The following is an 18,604-nucleotide window of genomic DNA, read 5'->3' as shown; positions in this document are numbered from 1 at the left end:
GCCTGTGGAGAGCCGGTTTACTCGTCGTCCTCGTCGGAGTCGGCGCCGATGAGCATGTCGTCATCGTCGTCGCCGACGTCGTCCTCGTCCTCGAGGAGACCGACGGCGGAGCGACGCTGGCGGGAGCCGGCCTCGCGCTCGGCCAGGCGGCGCTCGAGCTCGTACTCCTCTTCGAGGAGGAGCGCCTCGGGGACGTCGAGGTCGCCGAAGGTTTCGCGCTTGGGCACGACGATTTCGGCGCGGGCCGGGATGAGCTTGCCGATGATGACGTTCTCCTTCAGGCCCTGGAGCCGGTCGACGGCGCCTTCGATGGCGGCGTTGGTGAGGACGCGGGTGGTTTCCTGGAAGGAAGCGGCCGCGAGCCAGCTGTCGGTATTGAGGGAGGCCTTGGTGACCCCGAGGAGGACGGGGGTCGCCGTCGCGGGTTCGCCGCCCTCGGCGATGATCTGGTTGTTGATTTCGTCGAACTTGCGGCGGTCGACGAGGTCGCCCGGGAGGAGGCCGGTGTCGCCGGGGTGGTCGACCTTCACGCGGCGGAGCATCTGCCGGGTAATGACCTCGATGTGCTTATCGTTGATGTTGACGCCCTGGGACTTATAGACCTTCTGCACTTCCTCCACCATGTACTTGCGGACGGCGTCGCGACCCTGGATGTGGAGGATGTGCTGGGGGTTCTTGGCGCCTTCGGTGAGCTGGTCGCCGGCGTAGACCATCTGGCCGTCTTCGACGAGGAGGCGGGCAGCAGCCGGGATGGGGTACTCGCGCTCTTCGCGGTCTTCGTAGACGACCTGGACCTTGTTCTTGCCGACGACGCGGACGGTGCCGCCGATGCGGGAGACGATGGGCTGTGCGGGCAGCGGCGCGTCGGCCTGGTCTTCCCGGGCGGGCGCCTGGGCGAGGGCGGCGCCGGCGACGATCCGTTCGCCGTCCTGGACGAGGAGTTCGGCTTTTGCGGGGATGTCGTACTCCTCGACGAGGGTATCGACGTTGGTGACGCGCACGATGCGGCGGTCGTTCTCGACGACGATTTCGACGATGCCGTCGATTTCGCTGATGATGGCCTCGCCTTTGGGTGCGCGAGCTTCGAAGAGCTCTTCGACGCGCGGGAGGCCGCTGGTGATGTCGGTCTGGGATGCGACACCGCCGGTGTGGAAGGTGCGCATGGTGAGCTGGGTGCCAGGTTCGCCGATGGACTGGGCGGCGATGATGCCGACGGCGGTCCGGAGCTTGACCAGTTCGCCGCGGGCGAGGTCGCGGCCGTAGCAGAGCTGGCAAAGGCCGCGCTCGGCCTCGCACGACATGGGCGTGCGGACGAAGACGCGCCGGATGCCGCGACGGTCGATTTCATCGGCGACGGCCTCGGTGATCTCCTCATTGCGATGGCAGAGGACCTCGCCGGTGGCCTCGTCGACGATGTCGATGGCGGCGTAGCGGCCGACGATGCGGGCGCGGAGCGGTTCGAGGTCGTCGCGGCCGTCGGCTTCAATCCAGAGGCCGGACGTGGTGCCGCAGTCTTCTTCGAGAATGATGACGTCCTGGGCGACGTCGATGAGGCGGCGGGTGAGGTAGCCGGAGTCGGCGGTGCGGAGGGCGGTATCGGCGAGACCTTTGCGGGCGCCGTGGGTGGAGATGAAGTATTCGAGGACGGAGAGGCCTTCGCGGAAGGAGCCGCGGATGGGGAGTTCGATGACCTTGCCGTTGGGGTCGGCCATGAGGCCGCGCATGCCGGCCATCTGGCGGATCTGGGTGATGTTGCCCTTGGTGCCGGAGGAGGCCATGTAGTTAAGGGAGCCGTACTCCGACATGTGCTCTTTGATGGTCTTTTCGATCTTCTCGGTGGTTTCCTGCCAGATTTCGACGGTGCCCTGGTAGCGTTCCTCCTCGGTGATGAGGCCCATCTGGTACTGCTCCATGAGGGCATCGACCTTGCGGTCGGCTTCGGCGAGGAGTTCGGCCTTGTTCTTGGGGACCTGGATTTCGTGGACGGCAATGGTGATGCCGGAGAGTGTGGCGTAGTGGAAACCGACGGCCTTGATCCTGTCGACGATTTCGCCGGTGCGTTCGCCGCCGAGGGCGCGGTAGCACATGGCGACGACCTTGCGGAGGTTCGGCCGGTCCATCGTCTGGTTCTGGAACGGGATTTCCTCGGGGAGGACCTCATTGAAGAGGATGCGCCCGACGGTGGTCTCGATGATGTGCGTGCCGCGCGTGCCATCGGGGCGAGCGGGCGGTTCGGTGATGACGCCACCTTCGCCCATGACGGCGCGGTCGGTGCGGACACGGATGGGCGCGCGCATGTCGATGATGCCGAGGTCGCAGGCGAGGCGGGCTTCTTCGAAGGAGCCGTAGAGGCCCTGGACCGGGCGGCCATTTTCTTCGCGGTAGGCGCCGCGGCCGCTCCGGTCGATGTCGGTCATGTAGTAGCAGCCGAGGACCATGTCGAGGGAGGGGGCGACGATGGGGTCGCCGCTGGCCGGCGAGAGGAGGTTCTTGGTCGACATGAGGACCTGGGTCGCCTCGGCGACGGCCTCGCGGCTGAGCGGGACGTGGACGGCCATCTGGTCGCCGTCGAAGTCGGCGTTGAAGGCTGCGCAGACGAGCGGGTGGAGCTGGATGGCGGAGCCTTCGATGAGGACTGGCATGAAGGCCTGGATGCCGAGGCGGTGGAGCGTGGGTGCGCGGTTGAGGAGGACGGGACGGTTTTTGATGACCTCGTCGAGGACGTCCCAGACTTCAGGGCGGGCGCGTTCGACGATGCGTTTGGCGCTTTTAATGTTGTGGGCGAGGCCCTTGGCGACGAGCGAGTGCATGACGAACGGCTTGAACAGCTCGAGCGCCATGCGCTTGGGGAGGCCGCACTGGTGGAGCTTGAGCTCGGGGCCGACGACGATGACGGAGCGGCCGGAGTAGTCAACGCGCTTGCCGAGGAGGTTCTGGCGGAACCGGCCCTGCTTGCCCTTGAGCATGTCGGAGAGGCTCTTGAGCTTGTGGTTGCCGGAGCCTGAGACGGCGCGGCCGCGGCGGCCGTTATCGATGAGGGAGTCGACGGCTTCCTGGAGCATCCGCTTTTCGTTGCGGATGATGATCTCGGGGGCGCCGAGGTCGAGGAGGCGCTTGAGACGGTTGTTTCGGTTGATAACGCGCCGGTAGAGGTCGTTGAGGTCGCTGGTGGCGAAGCGGCCGCCATCGAGCTGGACCATCGGGCGAAGGTCCGGCGGGAGGACGGGGAGGACCTGGAAGATCATCCACTCGGGGCGGTTGCCGGAGTTGCGGAGGGCCTCGACGACGTTCAGGCGCTTGGTGGCCTTCTTTCGGCGCATGCCGGAGGCGACGAGGATCTCCTGCTTGAGCTTGGCGCGGAGGGCATCGAGGTCGAGGCGCTGGAGGACGTGGAGGACGGCCTCGGCGCCCATGGCGGCCTTGAAGACGTGGCCGAACATTTCCGAGAGCTCGCGGTAGCGGTTCTCGGTGAGGAGCACGATTTCGTCGTCGCGGACGGGGTCGCGGAGGGATTCGAGGTCGCGGAGGCGCTCTTTGAACTGCTCCTCGACTTCTTCGCGGATGGCACGCTCCTTCTGCTGAAGCGGATGGAGCTCGTCGTAGAGGGCCTGCTTCGCGTCTTCGAGGGCGGTATCGGCGAGGAGCGATTCCTGCTCCTTCAGCTTGGCGGTCTCCTTGTCGAAGGCCTCGAGCTTCTTGCGGCCTTCGCGTTCGACCTTGCCGACCTGGGCTGCGGTGACTTTGACGCCGGCTTCGAGGATAACGTCGCCAAGGATTTCGATGGGGGCTTCGAGGATGCTGCCCTTTGCGGCGCTGACAGTTTCAGCGGCGCGGAGGACGGCGGCCTCGAGGGCATCGCGGGAGATTTTCCGTTCGGCCTCGATTTGGGCCTGCCGCTCGGCGACTTTTTCCTGGAGTTCGCGGTTTGCGGCCTCGAGCTGGGCTTCGAGCTGCTCGCGACGGGGGCGGATTTCGGCGAGGCGCTCGGCGAGGAGCTCGTCGAGTTCGCGCTGGAGGCGGCGGATTTCGAAGTTTTTCGCCTCTTCGTCGACCTCGGTGATCATGTACTGCGCGAAGTAGAGGACGCGCTCGAGGTTCCGGGGGGAGATATCGAGGAGGAGGCCGAGCTTGGAGGGCGTCCCTTTGACGAACCAGATGTGGCTGACAGGGCTGGCGAGCTCGATGTGGCCCATGCGCTCGCGGCGGACCTTGGCGCGGGCGACTTCGACGCCGCACTTATCGCAAATGATGCCCTTGTAGCGGACGCGCTTGTACTTGCCGCAGTAGCACTCGAAGTCTTTGGTCGGGCCGAAAATCTTCTCGCAGAAGAGCCCGTCTTTTTCGGGCTTGAGGGTGCGGTAGTTGATGGTTTCCGGCTTGGTGACTTCGCCGTAGCTCCAGGAGCGGATTTGTTCCGGGCTGGCGAGGGCGATCCGCACCTGGTTGAAGTCATTAACCTCGAGCATTAAAGAAATCCTCCTCGCGTTCGAAACCGGTCAGGTTGAGGCCGAGCTCGGGCAGGTCGCTGGACGAGTCTTCGATGAAGGAGACGGAGCTGCCTTCGTCGTTGGAGACCTCGACGGCGAGGCCGAGGCTCTGGAGTTCTTTGACGAGGACCTTGAAGGACTCGGGCACGCCCGGTTCGAGGACGTCTTCGCCCTTGACGATGGCCTCGTAGGTTTTGACGCGCCCGACGACGTCGTCGGATTTGACGGTGAGGAGCTCCTGGAGGATGTGGGCGGCGCCGTAGGCTTCGAGCGCCCAGACCTCCATTTCGCCGAAGCGCTGGCCGCCGAACTGGGCCTTCCCGCCCAGGGGCTGCTGGGTGATAAGGCTGTAGGGGCCGGTGCTGCGGGCGTGGATCTTGTCCTCGACGAGGTGGATGAGCTTGAGCATGTAGATGTAGCCGACGGTGACCGGCTGGTCGAAGGGCTCGCCGGTGCGGCCGTCGTAGAGGCGCATCTTGCCGAAGAGCGGGGGCGGCACATTGGTGGCGCGGTAGACCTCTTTGGCGAGCTCATCGAGCTCCTCGCGGGAGTAGCGGCCCCGCTCGATGGTCGGCTGGCCGGTTTCGGCGCGGTGGCGGTTGAGCCAGATTTCGAGGCAGGCGCGGGCGGGTGCGCCGTCCTCCGGGCTGGTGTAGATGGCGTCGGGGTCGTAGCCCTGCTCGGCGATCCAGGCCTTGAGCCGTTCGGGGTCGAAGCCGCGGTCGCGCGGGTCGACATAGTAGTAGGCGCCGGCCTCGTGGGCCATCCAGGCGAGGGCAAGGGCGTCGTCGATCTCGTAGTCGCGGGCGCCATCGAAGACCGGGCTTATAGCGCGGAAGCCGAGGGTGTTGGCGGCCCAGCCGAGGTGGGTTTCGAGGACCTGGCCGATGTTCATGCGGCTGGGGACGCCGATGGGATTCAGGATGATATCGACCGGGGTGCCATCCTCGAGGTAGGGCATGTCCTCGCGCGGGAGGATGCGGCTGATGACGCCCTTGTTGCCGTGGCGGCCGGCCATCTTGTCGCCTTCGGAGATTTTGCGGCGCTGGGCGATGGAGACGCGGACGAGCTTGTTGACGCCGGCGGGGAGGCCGTCGTGGTTGTTGCGGTCGAAGACTTTGACGTCGATGACTTTGCCGCGTTCGCCGTGGGGGACGCGGAGGGAGGTGTCCTTCGTTTCGCGGGCCTTTTCGCCGAAGATGGCGCGGAGCAGCTTTTCCTCGGCGGTGAGTTCGGTTTCGCCCTTGGGGGTGACTTTGCCGACGAGGATGTCGCCTTCACGGACTTCGGCGCCGATGCGGATGATGCCGTCTTCGTCGAGCTGGGCGAGGGCGTCGTCGCCGACGTTGGGGATGTCGCGGGTGATCTCTTCGTCGCCGAGCTTGGTCTGGCGGGCTTCGACTTCGTGCTTTTCGATGTGGATGGAGGTGAATTTGTCTTCGCGGACGAGGTTTTCGGAGAGGATGATGGCGTCTTCGAAGTTGTAGCCCTCCCAGCTCATGAAGGCGCAGAGGATGTTCTGACCGAGTGCGAGGTCGCCGCCCTGGGTGCTGGAGCTATCGATGATGGGCTGGCCGGCGGCGACGCGTTCGCCGCGGAAGACGATCGGCCGCTGGTTGAGGCAGGTGCCCTGGTTGGAGCGGGTGAACTTGGTGAGGCGGTAGGTGCGGCAGGCGCCACCCTCGTCGGTATTCAGGACCGGGTCGTCGTAACGGATTTTGATGTGGGTGCCGGTGGCTTCGAGGACTTCGCCGGGGCCCTCGGCGAGGATGACGTGGCCGGAATCGACGGCGGCGCGGCGCTCCATGCCGGTGCCGACGAGGGGCACCTCGGGGCGGACGAGGGGGACGGCCTGGCGCTGCATGTTGGCGCCCATGAGGGCGCGGTTGGCGTCGTCGTGCTCGAGGAAGGGGATGAGCGCGGAGGCGACGGAGACCATCTGCTTGGGGGAGACGTCGATGTAGTCGACTTCCAGCGGCGGGACGGTCAGGAACTTTTCGAAGAGGCGGATTTCGACGCGCTCGTCGATGAAGTGGCCGTCGTCGTCGATGCGGGTGTTGGCCTGCCCGACCTTGAATTTGTCCTCTTCGTCGGCAGTGAGGTAGACGATTTCGTTCGAGACCCAGGGCTGGATGAGGACGGTGCGCCCGGCGGCGGCGAGTTTTTCGGCGAGGGCGGCATCGATGCGGGTGCCGGCGGGAGCGATGACGTTGCCGTCGCGGTCGAGGGCGTCTTCGCGGAGGATGCGGCCGACGAGGTTGGGGTTATCGGAGAGCATCTCGCGGTAGACGCGGCGGTAGGGGGTTTCGATGAAGCCGAATTTGTTGAGCCGGGCGTAGGTTGCGAGGGAGCCGATGAGGCCGATGTTGGGGCCTTCGGGGGTTTCGATGGGGCAGATGCGGCCGTAGTGGCTGTGGTGGACGTCGCGGACGTCGAAGCCGGCGCGGTCGCGGGAGAGGCCGCCGGGGCCGAGTGCGGAGAGGCGGCGCTTGTGGTTGAGCTCAGAGAGCGGGTTCGTCTGGTCCATGAACTGGGAGAGCTGGCTGCCGCCGAAGAACTCCTTCATGGCCGCGACGACGGGCCGGATGTTGATGAGGGCGCTCGGGGTGGCCTCTTCGGGGTCGGTGATGGTCATCCGTTCGCGGACGACGCGCTCCATGCGGAGGAGGCCGACGCGGAACTGCTGCTGGATCAGTTCGCCGACGGCGCGGACGCGGCGGTTGCCGAGGTGGTCGATATCGTCGTGGTGGCCGCGGCCGTTGTTGATGTTGATCTGCTCGCGGATGATGGCGACGAGGTCGTAGGGGCGGAGCCAGCGCTGGTCGGTGGGGTCTTCGAGCTCGAGGCGCTTGTTGAGCTTGTGGCGGCCGACCCGGCCGAGGTCGTAGCGGCGGGGGTCGAAGAAGAGCTGCTTGAGGAGGTTGCGGGCGTTGTCGGTTGTGGGCGGGTCGCCGGGGCGGATTTTGCGGTAGAAGTCGAGGAGGGCGTCGTGCTTGTTCTGGACGCCTGGGTCGCGCGGCTCCTTTTCGAGGGTGGCGCGGATGTACTGGCGGATGTCGCTGGTGTCGACGGCCTCGAACATGGCGAGGATGCGCTCGGCGGTGCCGAGCTCCTGTTCGAGGTCGCGGAGGGCGGCTTCGCGGGCGCGCTCGTCGCCGGAGTCGACGGCCTTCCAGTACTTTTCGAAGCGGGGGTTGTCGCGGTCGCCGGGGACGAGGCCGGGGACGTCGATAGCGCGGATGAAGGTGGTGACGGGGACCTTGCGCTTCCGGTCGACTTTGACGTAGAGGACGTCGCGGTTGGAGGTTTCGAATTCGAGCCAGGCACCGCGAGCGGGGATGAGCTTGCCGTGGCAGAGGCGCTTCCCGGTGGCCGGGTCGGTTTCGATGGTGTAGTAGACGCCGGGGGAGCGGACGAGCTGGGAGACGACGACGCGCTCGGCGCCGTTGATGATGAAGGTGCCCCGGTCGGTCATGAGGGGGAAGTCGCCGAAGAAGAGGCGCTGCTCCTTGATTTCACCGGAGTCTTTGACGCGGAGCTCGACATCGACGAAGAGGGGCGCGGCGTAGGTCATGTCACGCTCGCGACATTCGTCCATGGAGGCCTTCGGCTCGCGGAACTCGTACTCGCCGAAGATGAGGTCCATCCGGTTGCCGGTGAAGTCCTGGATTGGGGAGAGCTCGTCGAAGAGTTCCCGAAGGCCTTCCCGCTTAAACCATTCGAAGGAATCGATCTGGATGCGGATGAGGTTGGGGAGGTCGAGGACTTCGGGGATGCGGCCGTAGGTCTTAACGGCGAGTGGGGCAACAGTGCCCCCCGGGACCACGTGACGCGAAGTGGTCATCCTGTGGCAACTCCTTCAGGACTGATGGGGCGAATGGCACAGTGCGGCGCAAAGCCGCGGCGCGAAGGGACTGGGGGATGCGATGGGCATAGGAAGCCGGCTACCATCGTACGGCGCTCGGGGAGATGGCGTCAACGGCTTCGGCTGAACCAAACAGGCGCCCTACCCACAGGCGGACGTGTTCTGCGGGGGTTCACATGGCGTTCGGACGACCAGAGGATGCCGCGTCCGCGGCGTTTTGTCCAGCCCGGCAAGGGGACCAGGTGTGTAGCCCGCGGCTCGACTTTTCGCATGGACCAGCCAGACAGCGGGGCTCCGCAGAGCGCTTTCGCATCGAGCCGGGGGGCCGGTTAGTTGTACCAGGACCACTCGTGCTGCCAACGAGAGTTCGCGGAGATGTCGCTGTAGCTCCCGGTGGAGGAGTACGTTCCGGTATTCCGAGAAGCGCCATCGGCTCCCTGATGCAGGTGGATCCCGCTGGACGTGCAGGTGCTCAGGTCTCCGTTGGGGTACGGTGCAACTGAAGTGCCTATCGTGTGGGAAGTGTACTGGTAGGAAGTGCTGCCGGTGATCGCATAGGTATAGCCGTCCGTGCCAAAGAGCGACGTGTGTGTGTAGAGCTCGTCCCCTCGCCAGGTGCCGATTGGGTATTCAAGGCGGACGCGCACGCGGAGACATGCCGAGTTGTTGATGGACTTGGTGGCGTAGTAGGCAGTGCCGGTCCCGGCGCCCCGGAACGCCCATGTCCGGAAGTGCACGGCGGACGAGTTGGACCAATCGAGCGCTTGAAGGTCCCCAGCGGTTCCACACGGGGACGAGGTCCCATGCCAGAGGCAAGTGATGTACCCGTTGAGGCTCGCAGGACCCGGGTTCACCCGCGCGACGGTAAGCGTCGCTGCGGAAATCCGGCCGGGGGCGGTCCCGAACCCCAACGAGAACGAAATTATCATTACCGCTACAAAGCAGGAAACGCGAATTGTGGAACCTGCAGTCATTGAACGACCCCGGAAGCGATGGCTATGGCGGTATCGATGCTGAGATTCCCGGTACGTACCACCGTGAGCACACCGCCGGCGTATACCAGCACCTCGGCGTCGCCCAGCCCTTCGTCCAGGATTGGGTGGCCAATAGCTGCTGGAAAGCCGTTAATCGAGCCGGCTTGCCAGCGCGCAGCGGCGATGCTCGACGCCTCTGCGGGCTCGCCGATGAACCGCATTATCTGGATGGTTCCGCCCCTCGGGATGTCCCAGTACGATTCACCGCGAGCCAACCGCTCATTGAGATCGTCGGCCACCGGGAGTGCGTAGACTACCTCGGCAAAAGCCACTTCCTGGCCGCACATAATCGCGAGTGTTGACCTGATCGTTGCCCCGGCAGGCAGGAACCGGGGCGAGATTTCCACGCGGGTTCCCCGAGACTGGTCAAAGTCAACCTGGACCGGGGGGCGTTGAGTCTCACAAGGCCCGCCCCGCCGCTGCACGGTCGGGCCAACCTCTATTCCGTTGATGCGCTGGTCGAATCGGGGGAGCTTCGCGTCCTGATTTACCCATTTGATCAGAAGCTCGGGACGCGTGGGGTCGGGGGTTTCCCCCGGCGCGGGGGTTGCGTTCTCGATACCTGCTGGGAGAGCGGGCGGGCCGGCGGTCGCAGGTTCGCGCTCACCAAGCACCCGCCCTACCCAGAAAGCAAGTGTTGCAACCGCCAGCAGCGTTGCGCCCAGCAGAAGACCATTTCGACCTCGCCGCAATATCGACGCCTCCCCCTCACCCCCAGCGGAGCGTAGCTGCGGGGGGCTCACGTAGCGCTCTGACGCTCAGAGGGTACCGTGTCACGGGCGTTCTGTCTAGCAGCCATGACCCGGAAAAGGAACCGAAAGACCTTCGGGGACCCCGGACGGCATGTTCGGATTCCTGGGGACTGGGCCGCCGCCACGCCGGTATTCGAGGCAACAGAAAGGGGGCGTCACGCAGTCGGCGTGACGCCCCCGCAGGAGCGCTGGCGCCCTGGGCGGTTTATGCCACCGGAGCGGGTTCGCGCACAGGCTCGATCTTGAGCTGGCCGTCCTGGGCATCGATGCGGACGATATCGCCGCTGGTGAACTCGCCGGCGAGGAGCATCTCGCTGAGGCGGTCTTCGATGTTGTCCTGGATGACGCGGCGGAGCGGCCGGGCACCGAAGACCGGGTCGTAACCCTTTTCGCCGAGCCAGTCTTTGCCGGCCTCGGTAACTTCGAGGCGGACACCCTTCTGATTGAGCGTCTTCTCGACCTTCTTGAGTTCGTTGTCGACGATCTTCCGGATGTCTTCCTTGGTGAGGGAGCGGAAGACGACGGTGCTGTCGATGCGGTTGAGGAACTCGGGCTTGAAGACGTTCTTCAGCTCGGTGAGGACCTTCTCCTTCATGCGCTGGTAGCGCTCTTCGTGGGTCTTGACCTCATCGGTGGTCGTTGCGAAGCCGAGGGAGGTGTCCTTCTTGATGAGGTCGGACCCGACGTTGGAGGTCATGATGATGATGGTGTTGCGGAAGTCGACCTTCCGCCCTTTGGCATCGGAGAGGCGGCCCTCATCGAAGATTTGCAGGAGCAGGTTGAAGACTTCGGGGTGCGCCTTTTCGATTTCGTCGAGGAGGACGAGGCAGTAGCTCTTGCGGCGGACGGTATCGGTGAGCTGGCCGCCGTCGTCGTAGCCGACGTAGCCGGGGGGCGCGCCGACGAGCCGCGAGACGGCTCTCCACTGCACCCGCCTCGACCTCCAGCCCACCGGCCGCACCCTGCTACAGGCCGCCGAGTTGGCTGCGGAAACCGGGGAGTAGGCGCGGCTTCGCGGTAGCGCCAGTAGGCGTTGGCTGCGGCGATCGTCGCGAACTCAAGGGCGACGACGTGGCCGGCGGCGGTGAGGGAGTCGGCGTTGCAGGCGTAGGCGGAGCGCAGGGCCGAGCGCATCTCGTCGTCGGGCTACATCGCCTTGATGGTCAGGCGCGCCATGCGGATGGCGAGTTCGCGGACGGACTCGGGACCCGGGGTGATAAGGGAGTTTTCGGGGACGAGCAGGGCATGCGACCTTCTTTCATGTTGGTGAGCCATTGTTGGCATTCCAGCTAGAGGGTTGCAACAGGCGACGCGCCGAGCGCATGTCGCGGTTCCAGCGCATGAAGAGCGCGGGGAACGAGGATGTAGGCGACGAGCAGCACTGGCTGGCCTAGGTGTTCCCGGCCTGCTCCGACGAGATGAGCTGCCAGTTTCCGGACGTGTCCTTCTCGAACACGAGGTGGAAGATGTAGTCGCTCCCGGCCACGCCGACGTTCACCTCGAAGCGCTGGCCCTGGTCCGACTCGCGGGTGTGGCACCACTCAGGGGTGTCGCCGCGCGGCTTCCATTCCCCGGGGCATTCGCCGATGTAGACGCCGCCCTGGTCATGAACGAAGGCTTCGATTCCGCTCTGCACGCCGGGCGGGAGCGTGGTGGTGCTGCCGTTCGAGGAAGGCGACGCGGCGGGGGTGACGCTGGCAGTGGTTTCGGACGGCGGTGCTGGCGCGGTGTCGCGGCTCCCACCACCGCCGCAGGCGGCGAGGACCGGAACGGCGACGGTCAGGATGGCGATCAGGACGAGAATGCGGGCATGAGCCATCAGTAGGTGATCCAGTGCAACCAGTTTTGGGACGAGTCACCCGTCGGGTTTATCTGCACGCCCGGAACCGAGGGATCATCGTCGGCATCAACCGCCCAGTTGGTCCACAAGAAGGGCGCATTGTGCGTGCCGCTCTGGTGCAAATGGCTTCCAGTGGAGTTGCAATTGCCGGTTCCCGGGCCCGACACGACTGAACCGATTGGTTGGATAGTCCAACCTCCGCCGCTTACGTAGAAGCCAGTGCCGAAAGTTTGGCTAACATTGACCTGAACGAAATTCACGTAGCCAATCCAAGTCCCGACAGAGGAATCGGGATACGGGACCCACAGCGCCACGTCCGCCCCGGGACAGGCACTGGTCCCGTATTGGTGATTGGTAATGACGCCATAGGCGTAGCCTGACCGGGTGTAGGACTGGAAGTAGACTGCTGCGCCCCCGGTTGCGCCGGTGGTGTTCGTCAGGTCTAACGCGGTATTGTTCGGGTGATTTCCTTCATCACAGTGCCAATACGCGGTTCCGCAAGCGTGCGGATGGTACGTGAGGGTGGCCTCGGTTGTGGCCATTCCCACGATCACACGAATGTCTCCGCTTGCCGCGTTAGCAGGGCTGGGGAGCGCGACCGCCGATGCCACGGCCAGCAGCATGAGGGCAATGCCCGTTGCCAGCCGGGGATAAAGACTGGTGGGCATGCTACTCACCTCCGACAAGCCTGGCAGCCAGGTCAATGAGCCTGTCTTGACCCATGGAAGGCGACCGTAGAACGATCTCCTGGCCTTCCAGCCATACGCGAACGTAACCAACGTTGGGGGCAGGGCCAGCCGAGGGTTGTTCAACGATAGCCGGTCGGCCAGCGATGGTGGTGGTGAAAACTTCCAGGGGGCTGTCCGTGGGATAGAGGTAGACATCGAGCGGCAACATCCAGTCTGGGACGGCAGCGGAAGAGACGATGAGCGCATCACCGGCATCATTTTTCCAGTAGGAATCAATCCCGATGACCTGCCCGTCGCGGACGGTTCCTCGCTCGCTTGAAACGGAAAACCCTGGGAGCGGCTCGAAATAGAGCGCAGAGCGACGAAGGACGTCCGGCGACGAAGTCTCCGCAAAGTCTCGCGCGCCGGTGTCACCAGGATAGGTCCGCTCAATGTAGAGAGTGCCCGGAGGCAGCAGCCGATACGGCCCGACCTGTTCTGCCCCTCCCGCGTACGGCCTCGCCGGATTCTCTAGCCAGGTCAGTTGTCCGGTCTGTCCCGACGGCCCGCGCTCCGGGCCCGGCACCTCGTCAGACCAGCCGCGGGGGCCGTCCGCCGCAGCCAGCGCGGTAAGCATGACTGAGAACGCGATCGCCAATGTCACGACAGCAAGCAATGATGTTACCCGCATAACGCCACTTCATCAGGATGAAATTGGCGGCAGTCTGGCTCATTGAAGACTAACTGTCAAGGGGCTTCCTTTACGTGGCGGAGAAACAGACATACGAACGAGGGGCGCGGTTTGCACCGGCCCCTCGTGTTGGGTGTGTTGACCGCCGGGGGTTAGCCGACGGGCTGGGGTTCGCGGACGGTTTCGATGGTGAGTTCGTCCGCATCGGGGTTGCGGTCGACCTTGACCCTGTCGCCGGTGCCGAAGTCGCCAGCGAGGAGCATCTCGCTGAGGCGGTCTTCGATGTTGTCCTGGATGACGCGGCGGAGCGGCCGGGCACCGAAGACCGGGTCGTAGCCCTTTTCGCCGAGCCAGTCTTTGCCGGCCTCGGTAACTTCGAGGCGGACACCCTTCTGATTGAGCGTCTTCTCGACCTTCTTGAGTTCGTTGTCGACGATCTTCCGGATGTCTTCCTTCGTGAGGGAGCGGAAGACGACCGTGCTGTCGATGCGGTTGAGGAACTCGGGCTTGAAGACGTTCTTCAGCTCGGTGAGGACCTTCTCCTTCATGCGCTGGTAGCGCTCTTCGTGGGTCTTGACCTCATCGGTGGTGGTCGCGAAGCCGAGGGAGGTGTCCTTCTTGATGAGGTCGGACCCGACGTTGGAGGTCATGATGATGATGGTGTTGCGGAAGTCGACCTTCCGCCCCTTGGCGTCGGAGAGGCGGCCCTCATCGAAGATTTGCAGGAGCAGGTTGAAGACTTCGGGGTGCGCCTTTTCGATTTCGTCGAGGAGAACGAGGCAGTAGCTCTTGCGGCGGACGGTGTCCGTGAGCTGGCCGCCGTCGTCGTAGCCGACGTAGCCGGGGGGCGCGCCGACGAGCCGCGAGACGGTGTGCTTCTCGCTGAACTCGCTCATGTCGAGCTTAATCATGTTGTCCTGCGAGCCGAACATGAACTCGGCGAGGGCGCGGGCGAGCTCCGTCTTGCCGACGCCGGTGGGGCCGCAGAAGAGGAAGACGCCGATTGGGCGGCGCGGGTCTTTGAGGCCGGCGCGGGCGCGGCGGACGGCGCGGGCGATGGTTTCGATCGCTTCGTCCTGGCCGATGACGCGGCTGCGGAGGGCTTCCTCCATGCGGAGGAGGCGGGCGCTTTCTTCGCTGGCGATGCGGGCGACCGGGATGCCGGTCCACATCGAGACGACTTCGGCGACGTCCTCGTCGGTAACGACGGGGGTCGCGATGCCGGCGTCGCCCTCCTCCCACTCGCCCATCTCGCGGATTTTGTCCTGGAGCTTCACTTCGCGGTCGCGGAGCTCGGCGGCGTACTCGTACTGCTGGGCAGCGATCGCCTGCTCCTTTTCGCGGCGGAGGCTTTCGAGGCCCTTCATCGCTTCTTTGAGGGATGGCGGCGTGGCTGCGCGGCGGATGCGGACGCGGCTGGCGGCCTCATCGATGAGGTCGATCGCCTTGTCGGGCAGGTAGCGATCGCTGACGTAGCGGGCCGAGAGCTCGGCGGCGGCCACGAGGGCAGCGTCGCTGATTTTGAGCTTGTGGTGCTCTTCGTAGCGCGGGCGGATGCCCTTGAGGATTTCGATGGCTTCTTCGACGGTCGGTTCTTCGACCATGACCGGCTGGAAGCGGCGCTCGAGGGCGGCATCGCGCTCGATGTGCTTGCGGTATTCGTCGAGGGTGGTGGCGCCGATGCACTGGAGCTCGCCGCGTGCGAGCGACGGCTTGAGGATGTTGGCGGCATCGACGGCGCCTTCGGCAGCTCCGGCGCCGACGAGCATGTGGAGCTCATCGATGAAGAGGATGCAGTTGCCGGCGGCCTTGATCTCCTCGATGACCTTCTTGAGGCGCTCTTCGAACTCGCCGCGGTACTTGGTGCCGGCGACGAGGGAGCCGATATCGAGGGTGAGGAGGCGCTTGTTCTGGAGCGTCTCGGGGACATCGCCGGAGACGATCCGCTGGGCGAGGAGCTCGGCGATGGCGGTCTTGCCGACGCCGGGCTCGCCGATGAGGACCGGGTTGTTCTTGGTCCGGCGGGAGAGGATCTGGACGACGCGCTCGAGTTCGTTGGAGCGGCCGATGACGGGGTCGAGCTGGCCGTTGCGGGCGGCAGCGGTCAGGTCGATGCCGAGCTGGTCGACGGTGGGAGTGCGGCTGGCCTGGCGGGCGCCTGCGCCGGAGGTCGCGGCCTGGGGCGCGCTCTGGCTGAGTATGCGGGTGGTTTCGGCGCGAACGCGCTCGAGGTTGACGCCGAGGCTTTCGAGGACGCCGGCGGCGATGCCTTCGCCCTCGCGGACGAGGCCGAGGAGCAGGTGTTCGGTGCCGATGTAGCTGTGGTTGAGGCGGCGCGCCTCATCGACGGCGAGCTCGATGACCTTTTTTGCGCGCGGGGTAAGCCCGATTTCGCCGAGGACGGTGCGGTCGCCGCGGCCGATGATGAACTCGACGGCAGAGCGGACTTTGTTGAGCTCGACGCCGAGGTTGGCGAGGACCTTGGCTGCGACACCGTCGCCTTCGCGGACGAGTCCCAGGAGGATGTGTTCGGTGCCGATGTAGTTGTGGTTGAAGCGGTGTGCTTCTTCCTGGGCGAGGGTCAGGACGCGCCGCGCCCGTTCTGTGAATTTGTCAAACCGATCGGCCATAGGTGTACTCCCTTCCCCTGGGTGCGCCCAAAGAACGTCTAGGAGCCGTCAGCAGTTTCCTCCTCTGTTGCGGCTGGTGCTTCGGCGGGGGCCGTTTCCGACCCCTCATCATTATTGTGCGGCATTTGATCGGGGGACGTCTCCCCGGTGGAAACCCGAGTTTCGGTGTCGCCGGCCCCGGAGTCAGCGGCCGCCTGGGCCTCGGCAGGGGGTGCCGCTTCGGCCGCCTCTTCGGCGGCTGCCGGGGCAGGGGCGGACGCCTCGGCTGGAGCCGGGGTCTCATCTTTCGGCGCGAGGCCGGCGACCTGGGCGACCGTCTCGGCGATGCCGTTGCCGGCCTCGGCGTTTTCGAGGGCCTGCGCGAAGGCAGCGGCGAAGGCTGACATCGGCTCGGGGTCGCGGGCAACGGCCTGTTCGATGGCCTCCTGCGCGGTGCGCGGCTCGCGCCGGGCGGGCTGGGCAGAGGTGTCGCGCGGCGGGAGGCCGAACTGCTCGCGCACGTCGTCGGGGTAATCGATGACGGAGCCGTTGGCGTCGAAGACGAAGCCCATGGCTTCGGCATCGCTGCGGGCCTGGCGGAGGCTCAGGCCAAGGCGGTGGCGGTCCTTTTCGATGCGGACCAGCTTGACCGGCACAACGTCGCCTTCCTTGACGACTTCCTTCGGGTGCTGGATGCGCCGGTTGGAGAGCTCGGAGATGTGAATGAGCCCTTCGACCGGGCCTTCCAGGCGGACGAAGGCGCCGAAGGGCATGAGCTTCGTGACGCGGCCGATGAGGATCTGGCCGATGACGAGCCGGTCGACGGTCGTGTCCCAGCGCTCGGGCTGGGCGCGCTTGAGCGAGAGCGAGATCTTTTTGTTCTCGCGGTCGACCTTGAGGACGTAGGCCTGGACTTCGTCGCCGACCTGGAAGAGGTCTTTTGCTTTCTTGCCGCGCTCCCAGGTGAGCTCGGTCATGTGGGCGAGGCCGTCGGCGCCGCCGAGGTCGATGAAGACGCCAAAGTCGGTGATGGAGGAGACGCGGCCGGTGCGGATCTGGCCCTCTTCGAGCTCCTCCAGGACGCGGTCCTTTTGCTCCTTGCGGATTTCGGCCATGGCGGCGCGCTCGGAGAGGATGACGCGGTTCCGCTTGCGGTTGAGTTCGACGACCTTGAGCTTGATGACCTGGCCGACGAGGCTGGCGAGCTGGTTGGCGGCGTCGGGGTCATCGCGGCGGACGGATTCGACCTGCGAGAGCGGGACGAAGGCGTTGACGCCGTCGACGTTGACGAGGAGGCCTCCGCGGTTGTGACCGGTGACCTGGGCTTCGAAGATTTCGCCGGATTCGAACCGCTTCTGGAGGGTTTCCCAGCCCTCTTCGCCACGGGCGCGGTCGAGGGAGACGATGGCGTGGCCTTCGGCGGTGGAGGGCTGGAGGACCATGACACGGACGGTGTCGCCGGTTTTGAGGCGGCTGGCGCCGTCGATGCCAAGAGACAGCATTTCGTTGTGGGGGATGACGGCCTCCATCTTGGTGCCGACATCGACGATCAGGCCATCGGGCGAGGCGCCCATCACCATGCCCTCGATAATTTCGCCACGGCGAAGCTGGCCGCCCCCGGACTGGGCGGCTTCGAGGTCGAGGAGGGCCCCCATGTCCATTTCGGCTTCAGGGGGGGTGGTGGGCTGGGCGGTATCTGCTGACAAGTGCGGCTCCGTCTGGGGGCACGTATCCCATCTGCTGGGTGTACGCGCCGGGGTGAAGTGAGGGATCTCAGTTTGGATTGTATCGCGGCGGATCCGTGGAGGGAATCGACCGCGCGGGCCCCGCGCGGGGCGGGGACTATTGAGGAGAACGCCGTGAGGTGGAGGCGGGTTACCTGGCGCGGGCGGCTCCGCTCAGCCGTTGGCGGCCCAGAGATGCGAAAACCGCCTTGCGGCGGCTTCGAAAAGTACCCGGCGGCGGCCTATTTTCCCACCCGGTTGCCCGGGCAGTATCGTCAGCGCTGAGGCGTTTCACTTCCGTGTTCGGGATGGGAACGGGTGGGTCCACCTCGCTCTAGCCACCAGATGCCATGATTATGGGCGGGGCCGGCCGGATCGTGCAAGTCGCCGGTTGCGGGAAGGGCGGAGAGGGGGCACGCTCCCCGGCATGCGGGTGCTGATTGCGTTCGCACTCGGCGCGCTGGCCGGTGCAATCGGCGTGGTGCTCTGGTTCACGGTCGACCCGGACTTCGAGGCACAGACCGAGGCCGTGGCCGGGGGCGGCAACATCGCCGTGGCGTTCGACGAGCGGGCGCTGGCGGCGATCATTGCGCAGGAGCTTGCGACCCTCCCGGGTGTGCGTGCGCGGCCGGTGGTCGAGGTGGAGGTGCAGCAGGAGGGGCTCGTTGTGGTCACTTTTGCCATCGGGAGCCAGGGCATCGGCGCGCGGGGGTCGATCAGCTTCGACCCGAATGTGGCAGACGGGCGGCTGCGGCTCGATGTGGCGGGCGCCTCGCTCGGGGGGCTGGCGGCGCCGGAGGCGGTGGCGGCGCTCATCGAGCCCCCGCTGCAGGCGCGGCTGGACGAGGCTGCCGGGTCGCTTCCGTACCGGCTGGTGGCCATCCGGACGACGGACCGCCGCCTGACGCTTGACCTGGCCATCGACTGACGGGCG

11 protein-coding genes, 1 rRNA gene and 1 pseudogene are annotated in these 18,604 nt (G+C 65.6%); 1 reads left to right on the top strand and 12 read right to left on the bottom strand.

All coding sequences use genetic code 11. The features are described 5' to 3' along the window. Positions 1-17: 17 nt before the first annotated feature. The 12 genes and pseudogenes from rpoC to rrf form a co-directional block, all read right to left on the bottom strand. Positions 18-4,466 carry a DNA-directed RNA polymerase subunit beta' gene (gene rpoC, locus A9A59_RS06740; protein WP_098503554.1) on the bottom strand — a complete coding sequence of 1,483 codons (4,449 nt, stop codon included), beginning with the start codon at positions 4,464-4,466 and terminating at the stop codon, positions 18-20. Continuing rightward, a complete protein-coding gene (rpoB, locus tag A9A59_RS06735; protein ID WP_098503553.1) occupies positions 4,453-8,331 on the bottom strand; it encodes a DNA-directed RNA polymerase subunit beta in 3,879 nt (1,292 codons plus the stop codon). The genes rpoC and rpoB overlap by 14 nt, the downstream gene beginning before the upstream one ends. 991 nt (positions 8,332-9,322) lie before the next feature. Further along, the gene (locus A9A59_RS06725) at positions 9,323-9,733 is read right to left on the bottom strand and encodes a hypothetical protein (protein ID WP_133117539.1); all 411 of its coding nucleotides are present in this window, start codon (positions 9,731-9,733) and stop codon (positions 9,323-9,325) included. Between the two features lie 610 nt (positions 9,734-10,343). Further along, entirely contained in the window at positions 10,344-11,069 is a 726-nt protein-coding gene (locus tag A9A59_RS06720; RefSeq protein ID WP_278286819.1) for an AAA family ATPase, read from the bottom strand. A gap of 101 nt (positions 11,070-11,170) precedes the next feature. After that, a pseudogene (locus A9A59_RS14445) lies at positions 11,171-11,272 on the bottom strand (hexameric tyrosine-coordinated heme protein); the annotation flags it as partial. Positions 11,273-11,284: 12 nt separating this feature from the next. Beyond that, entirely contained in the window at positions 11,285-11,413 is a 129-nt protein-coding gene (locus A9A59_RS14325; protein ID WP_278286818.1) for a hypothetical protein, read from the bottom strand. A gap of 115 nt (positions 11,414-11,528) precedes the next feature. Next, positions 11,529-11,957 (bottom strand): hypothetical protein, encoded by a 429-nt coding sequence (locus A9A59_RS06710; protein WP_098503549.1) that lies wholly within the window; start codon positions 11,955-11,957, stop codon positions 11,529-11,531. After that, positions 11,957-12,646: a hypothetical protein gene (locus tag A9A59_RS13720; protein WP_133117538.1), complete on the bottom strand. Its 690-nt coding sequence runs from the start codon at positions 12,644-12,646 to the stop codon at positions 11,957-11,959. Before A9A59_RS13720 ends, A9A59_RS06710 begins: the two co-directional genes overlap by 1 nt. Position 12,647: 1 nt before the next feature. Continuing rightward, positions 12,648-13,310 (bottom strand): hypothetical protein, encoded by a 663-nt coding sequence (locus tag A9A59_RS06705; RefSeq protein WP_098503548.1) that lies wholly within the window; start codon positions 13,308-13,310, stop codon positions 12,648-12,650. Between the two features lie 179 nt (positions 13,311-13,489). After that, positions 13,490-15,967 carry an ATP-dependent Clp protease ATP-binding subunit gene (locus A9A59_RS06700; protein ID WP_098503547.1) on the bottom strand — a complete coding sequence of 826 codons (2,478 nt, stop codon included), beginning with the start codon at positions 15,965-15,967 and terminating at the stop codon, positions 13,490-13,492. 38 nt (positions 15,968-16,005) lie between these two features. Continuing rightward, positions 16,006-17,652, bottom strand: coding sequence for a 30S ribosomal protein S1 (locus A9A59_RS06695; RefSeq protein ID WP_133117537.1), 1,647 nt, complete (start codon positions 17,650-17,652; stop codon positions 16,006-16,008). Between the two features lie 247 nt (positions 17,653-17,899). Beyond that, positions 17,900-18,016 (bottom strand): 5S ribosomal RNA (gene rrf, locus A9A59_RS06690). Between the two features lie 81 nt (positions 18,017-18,097). Between rrf and A9A59_RS06685 the strand changes: the two genes are divergently transcribed. Then, on the top strand, positions 18,098-18,598 hold the full coding sequence (locus tag A9A59_RS06685) for a hypothetical protein (RefSeq protein WP_098503545.1): 501 nt from the start codon (positions 18,098-18,100) through the stop codon (positions 18,596-18,598). The last annotated feature ends 6 nt before the right edge of the window (positions 18,599-18,604 follow it).

Origin of the sequence: Tepidiforma thermophila (assembly GCF_002563855.1) — a bacterium.
GTDB classification, from domain to species: domain Bacteria; phylum Chloroflexota; class Dehalococcoidia; order Tepidiformales; family Tepidiformaceae; genus Tepidiforma; species Tepidiforma thermophila.
The sequence above is the reverse complement of the archived record's forward strand: the minus strand, read 5'-3'. Positions and strand labels throughout refer to the sequence as shown.

Coding starts and splice junctions, on each gene's coding strand:
- A9A59_RS06700 (WP_098503547.1), bottom strand. CDS start 15,967: ATGGCCGATCGGTTTGACAAATTCACAGAACGGGCGCGGCGCGTCCTG.
- A9A59_RS13720 (WP_133117538.1), bottom strand. CDS start 12,646: ATGCCCACCAGTCTTTATCCCCGGCTGGCAACGGGCATTGCCCTCATG.
- A9A59_RS14325 (WP_278286818.1), bottom strand. CDS start 11,413: ATGGCTCACCAACATGAAAGAAGGTCGCATGCCCTGCTCGTCCCCGAA.
- A9A59_RS06710 (WP_098503549.1), bottom strand. CDS start 11,957: ATGGCTCATGCCCGCATTCTCGTCCTGATCGCCATCCTGACCGTCGCC.
- A9A59_RS06685 (WP_098503545.1), top strand. CDS start 18,098: ATGCGGGTGCTGATTGCGTTCGCACTCGGCGCGCTGGCCGGTGCAATC.
- rpoB (WP_098503553.1), bottom strand. CDS start 8,331: ATGACCACTTCGCGTCACGTGGTCCCGGGGGGCACTGTTGCCCCACTC.
- rpoC (WP_098503554.1), bottom strand. CDS start 4,466: ATGCTCGAGGTTAATGACTTCAACCAGGTGCGGATCGCCCTCGCCAGC.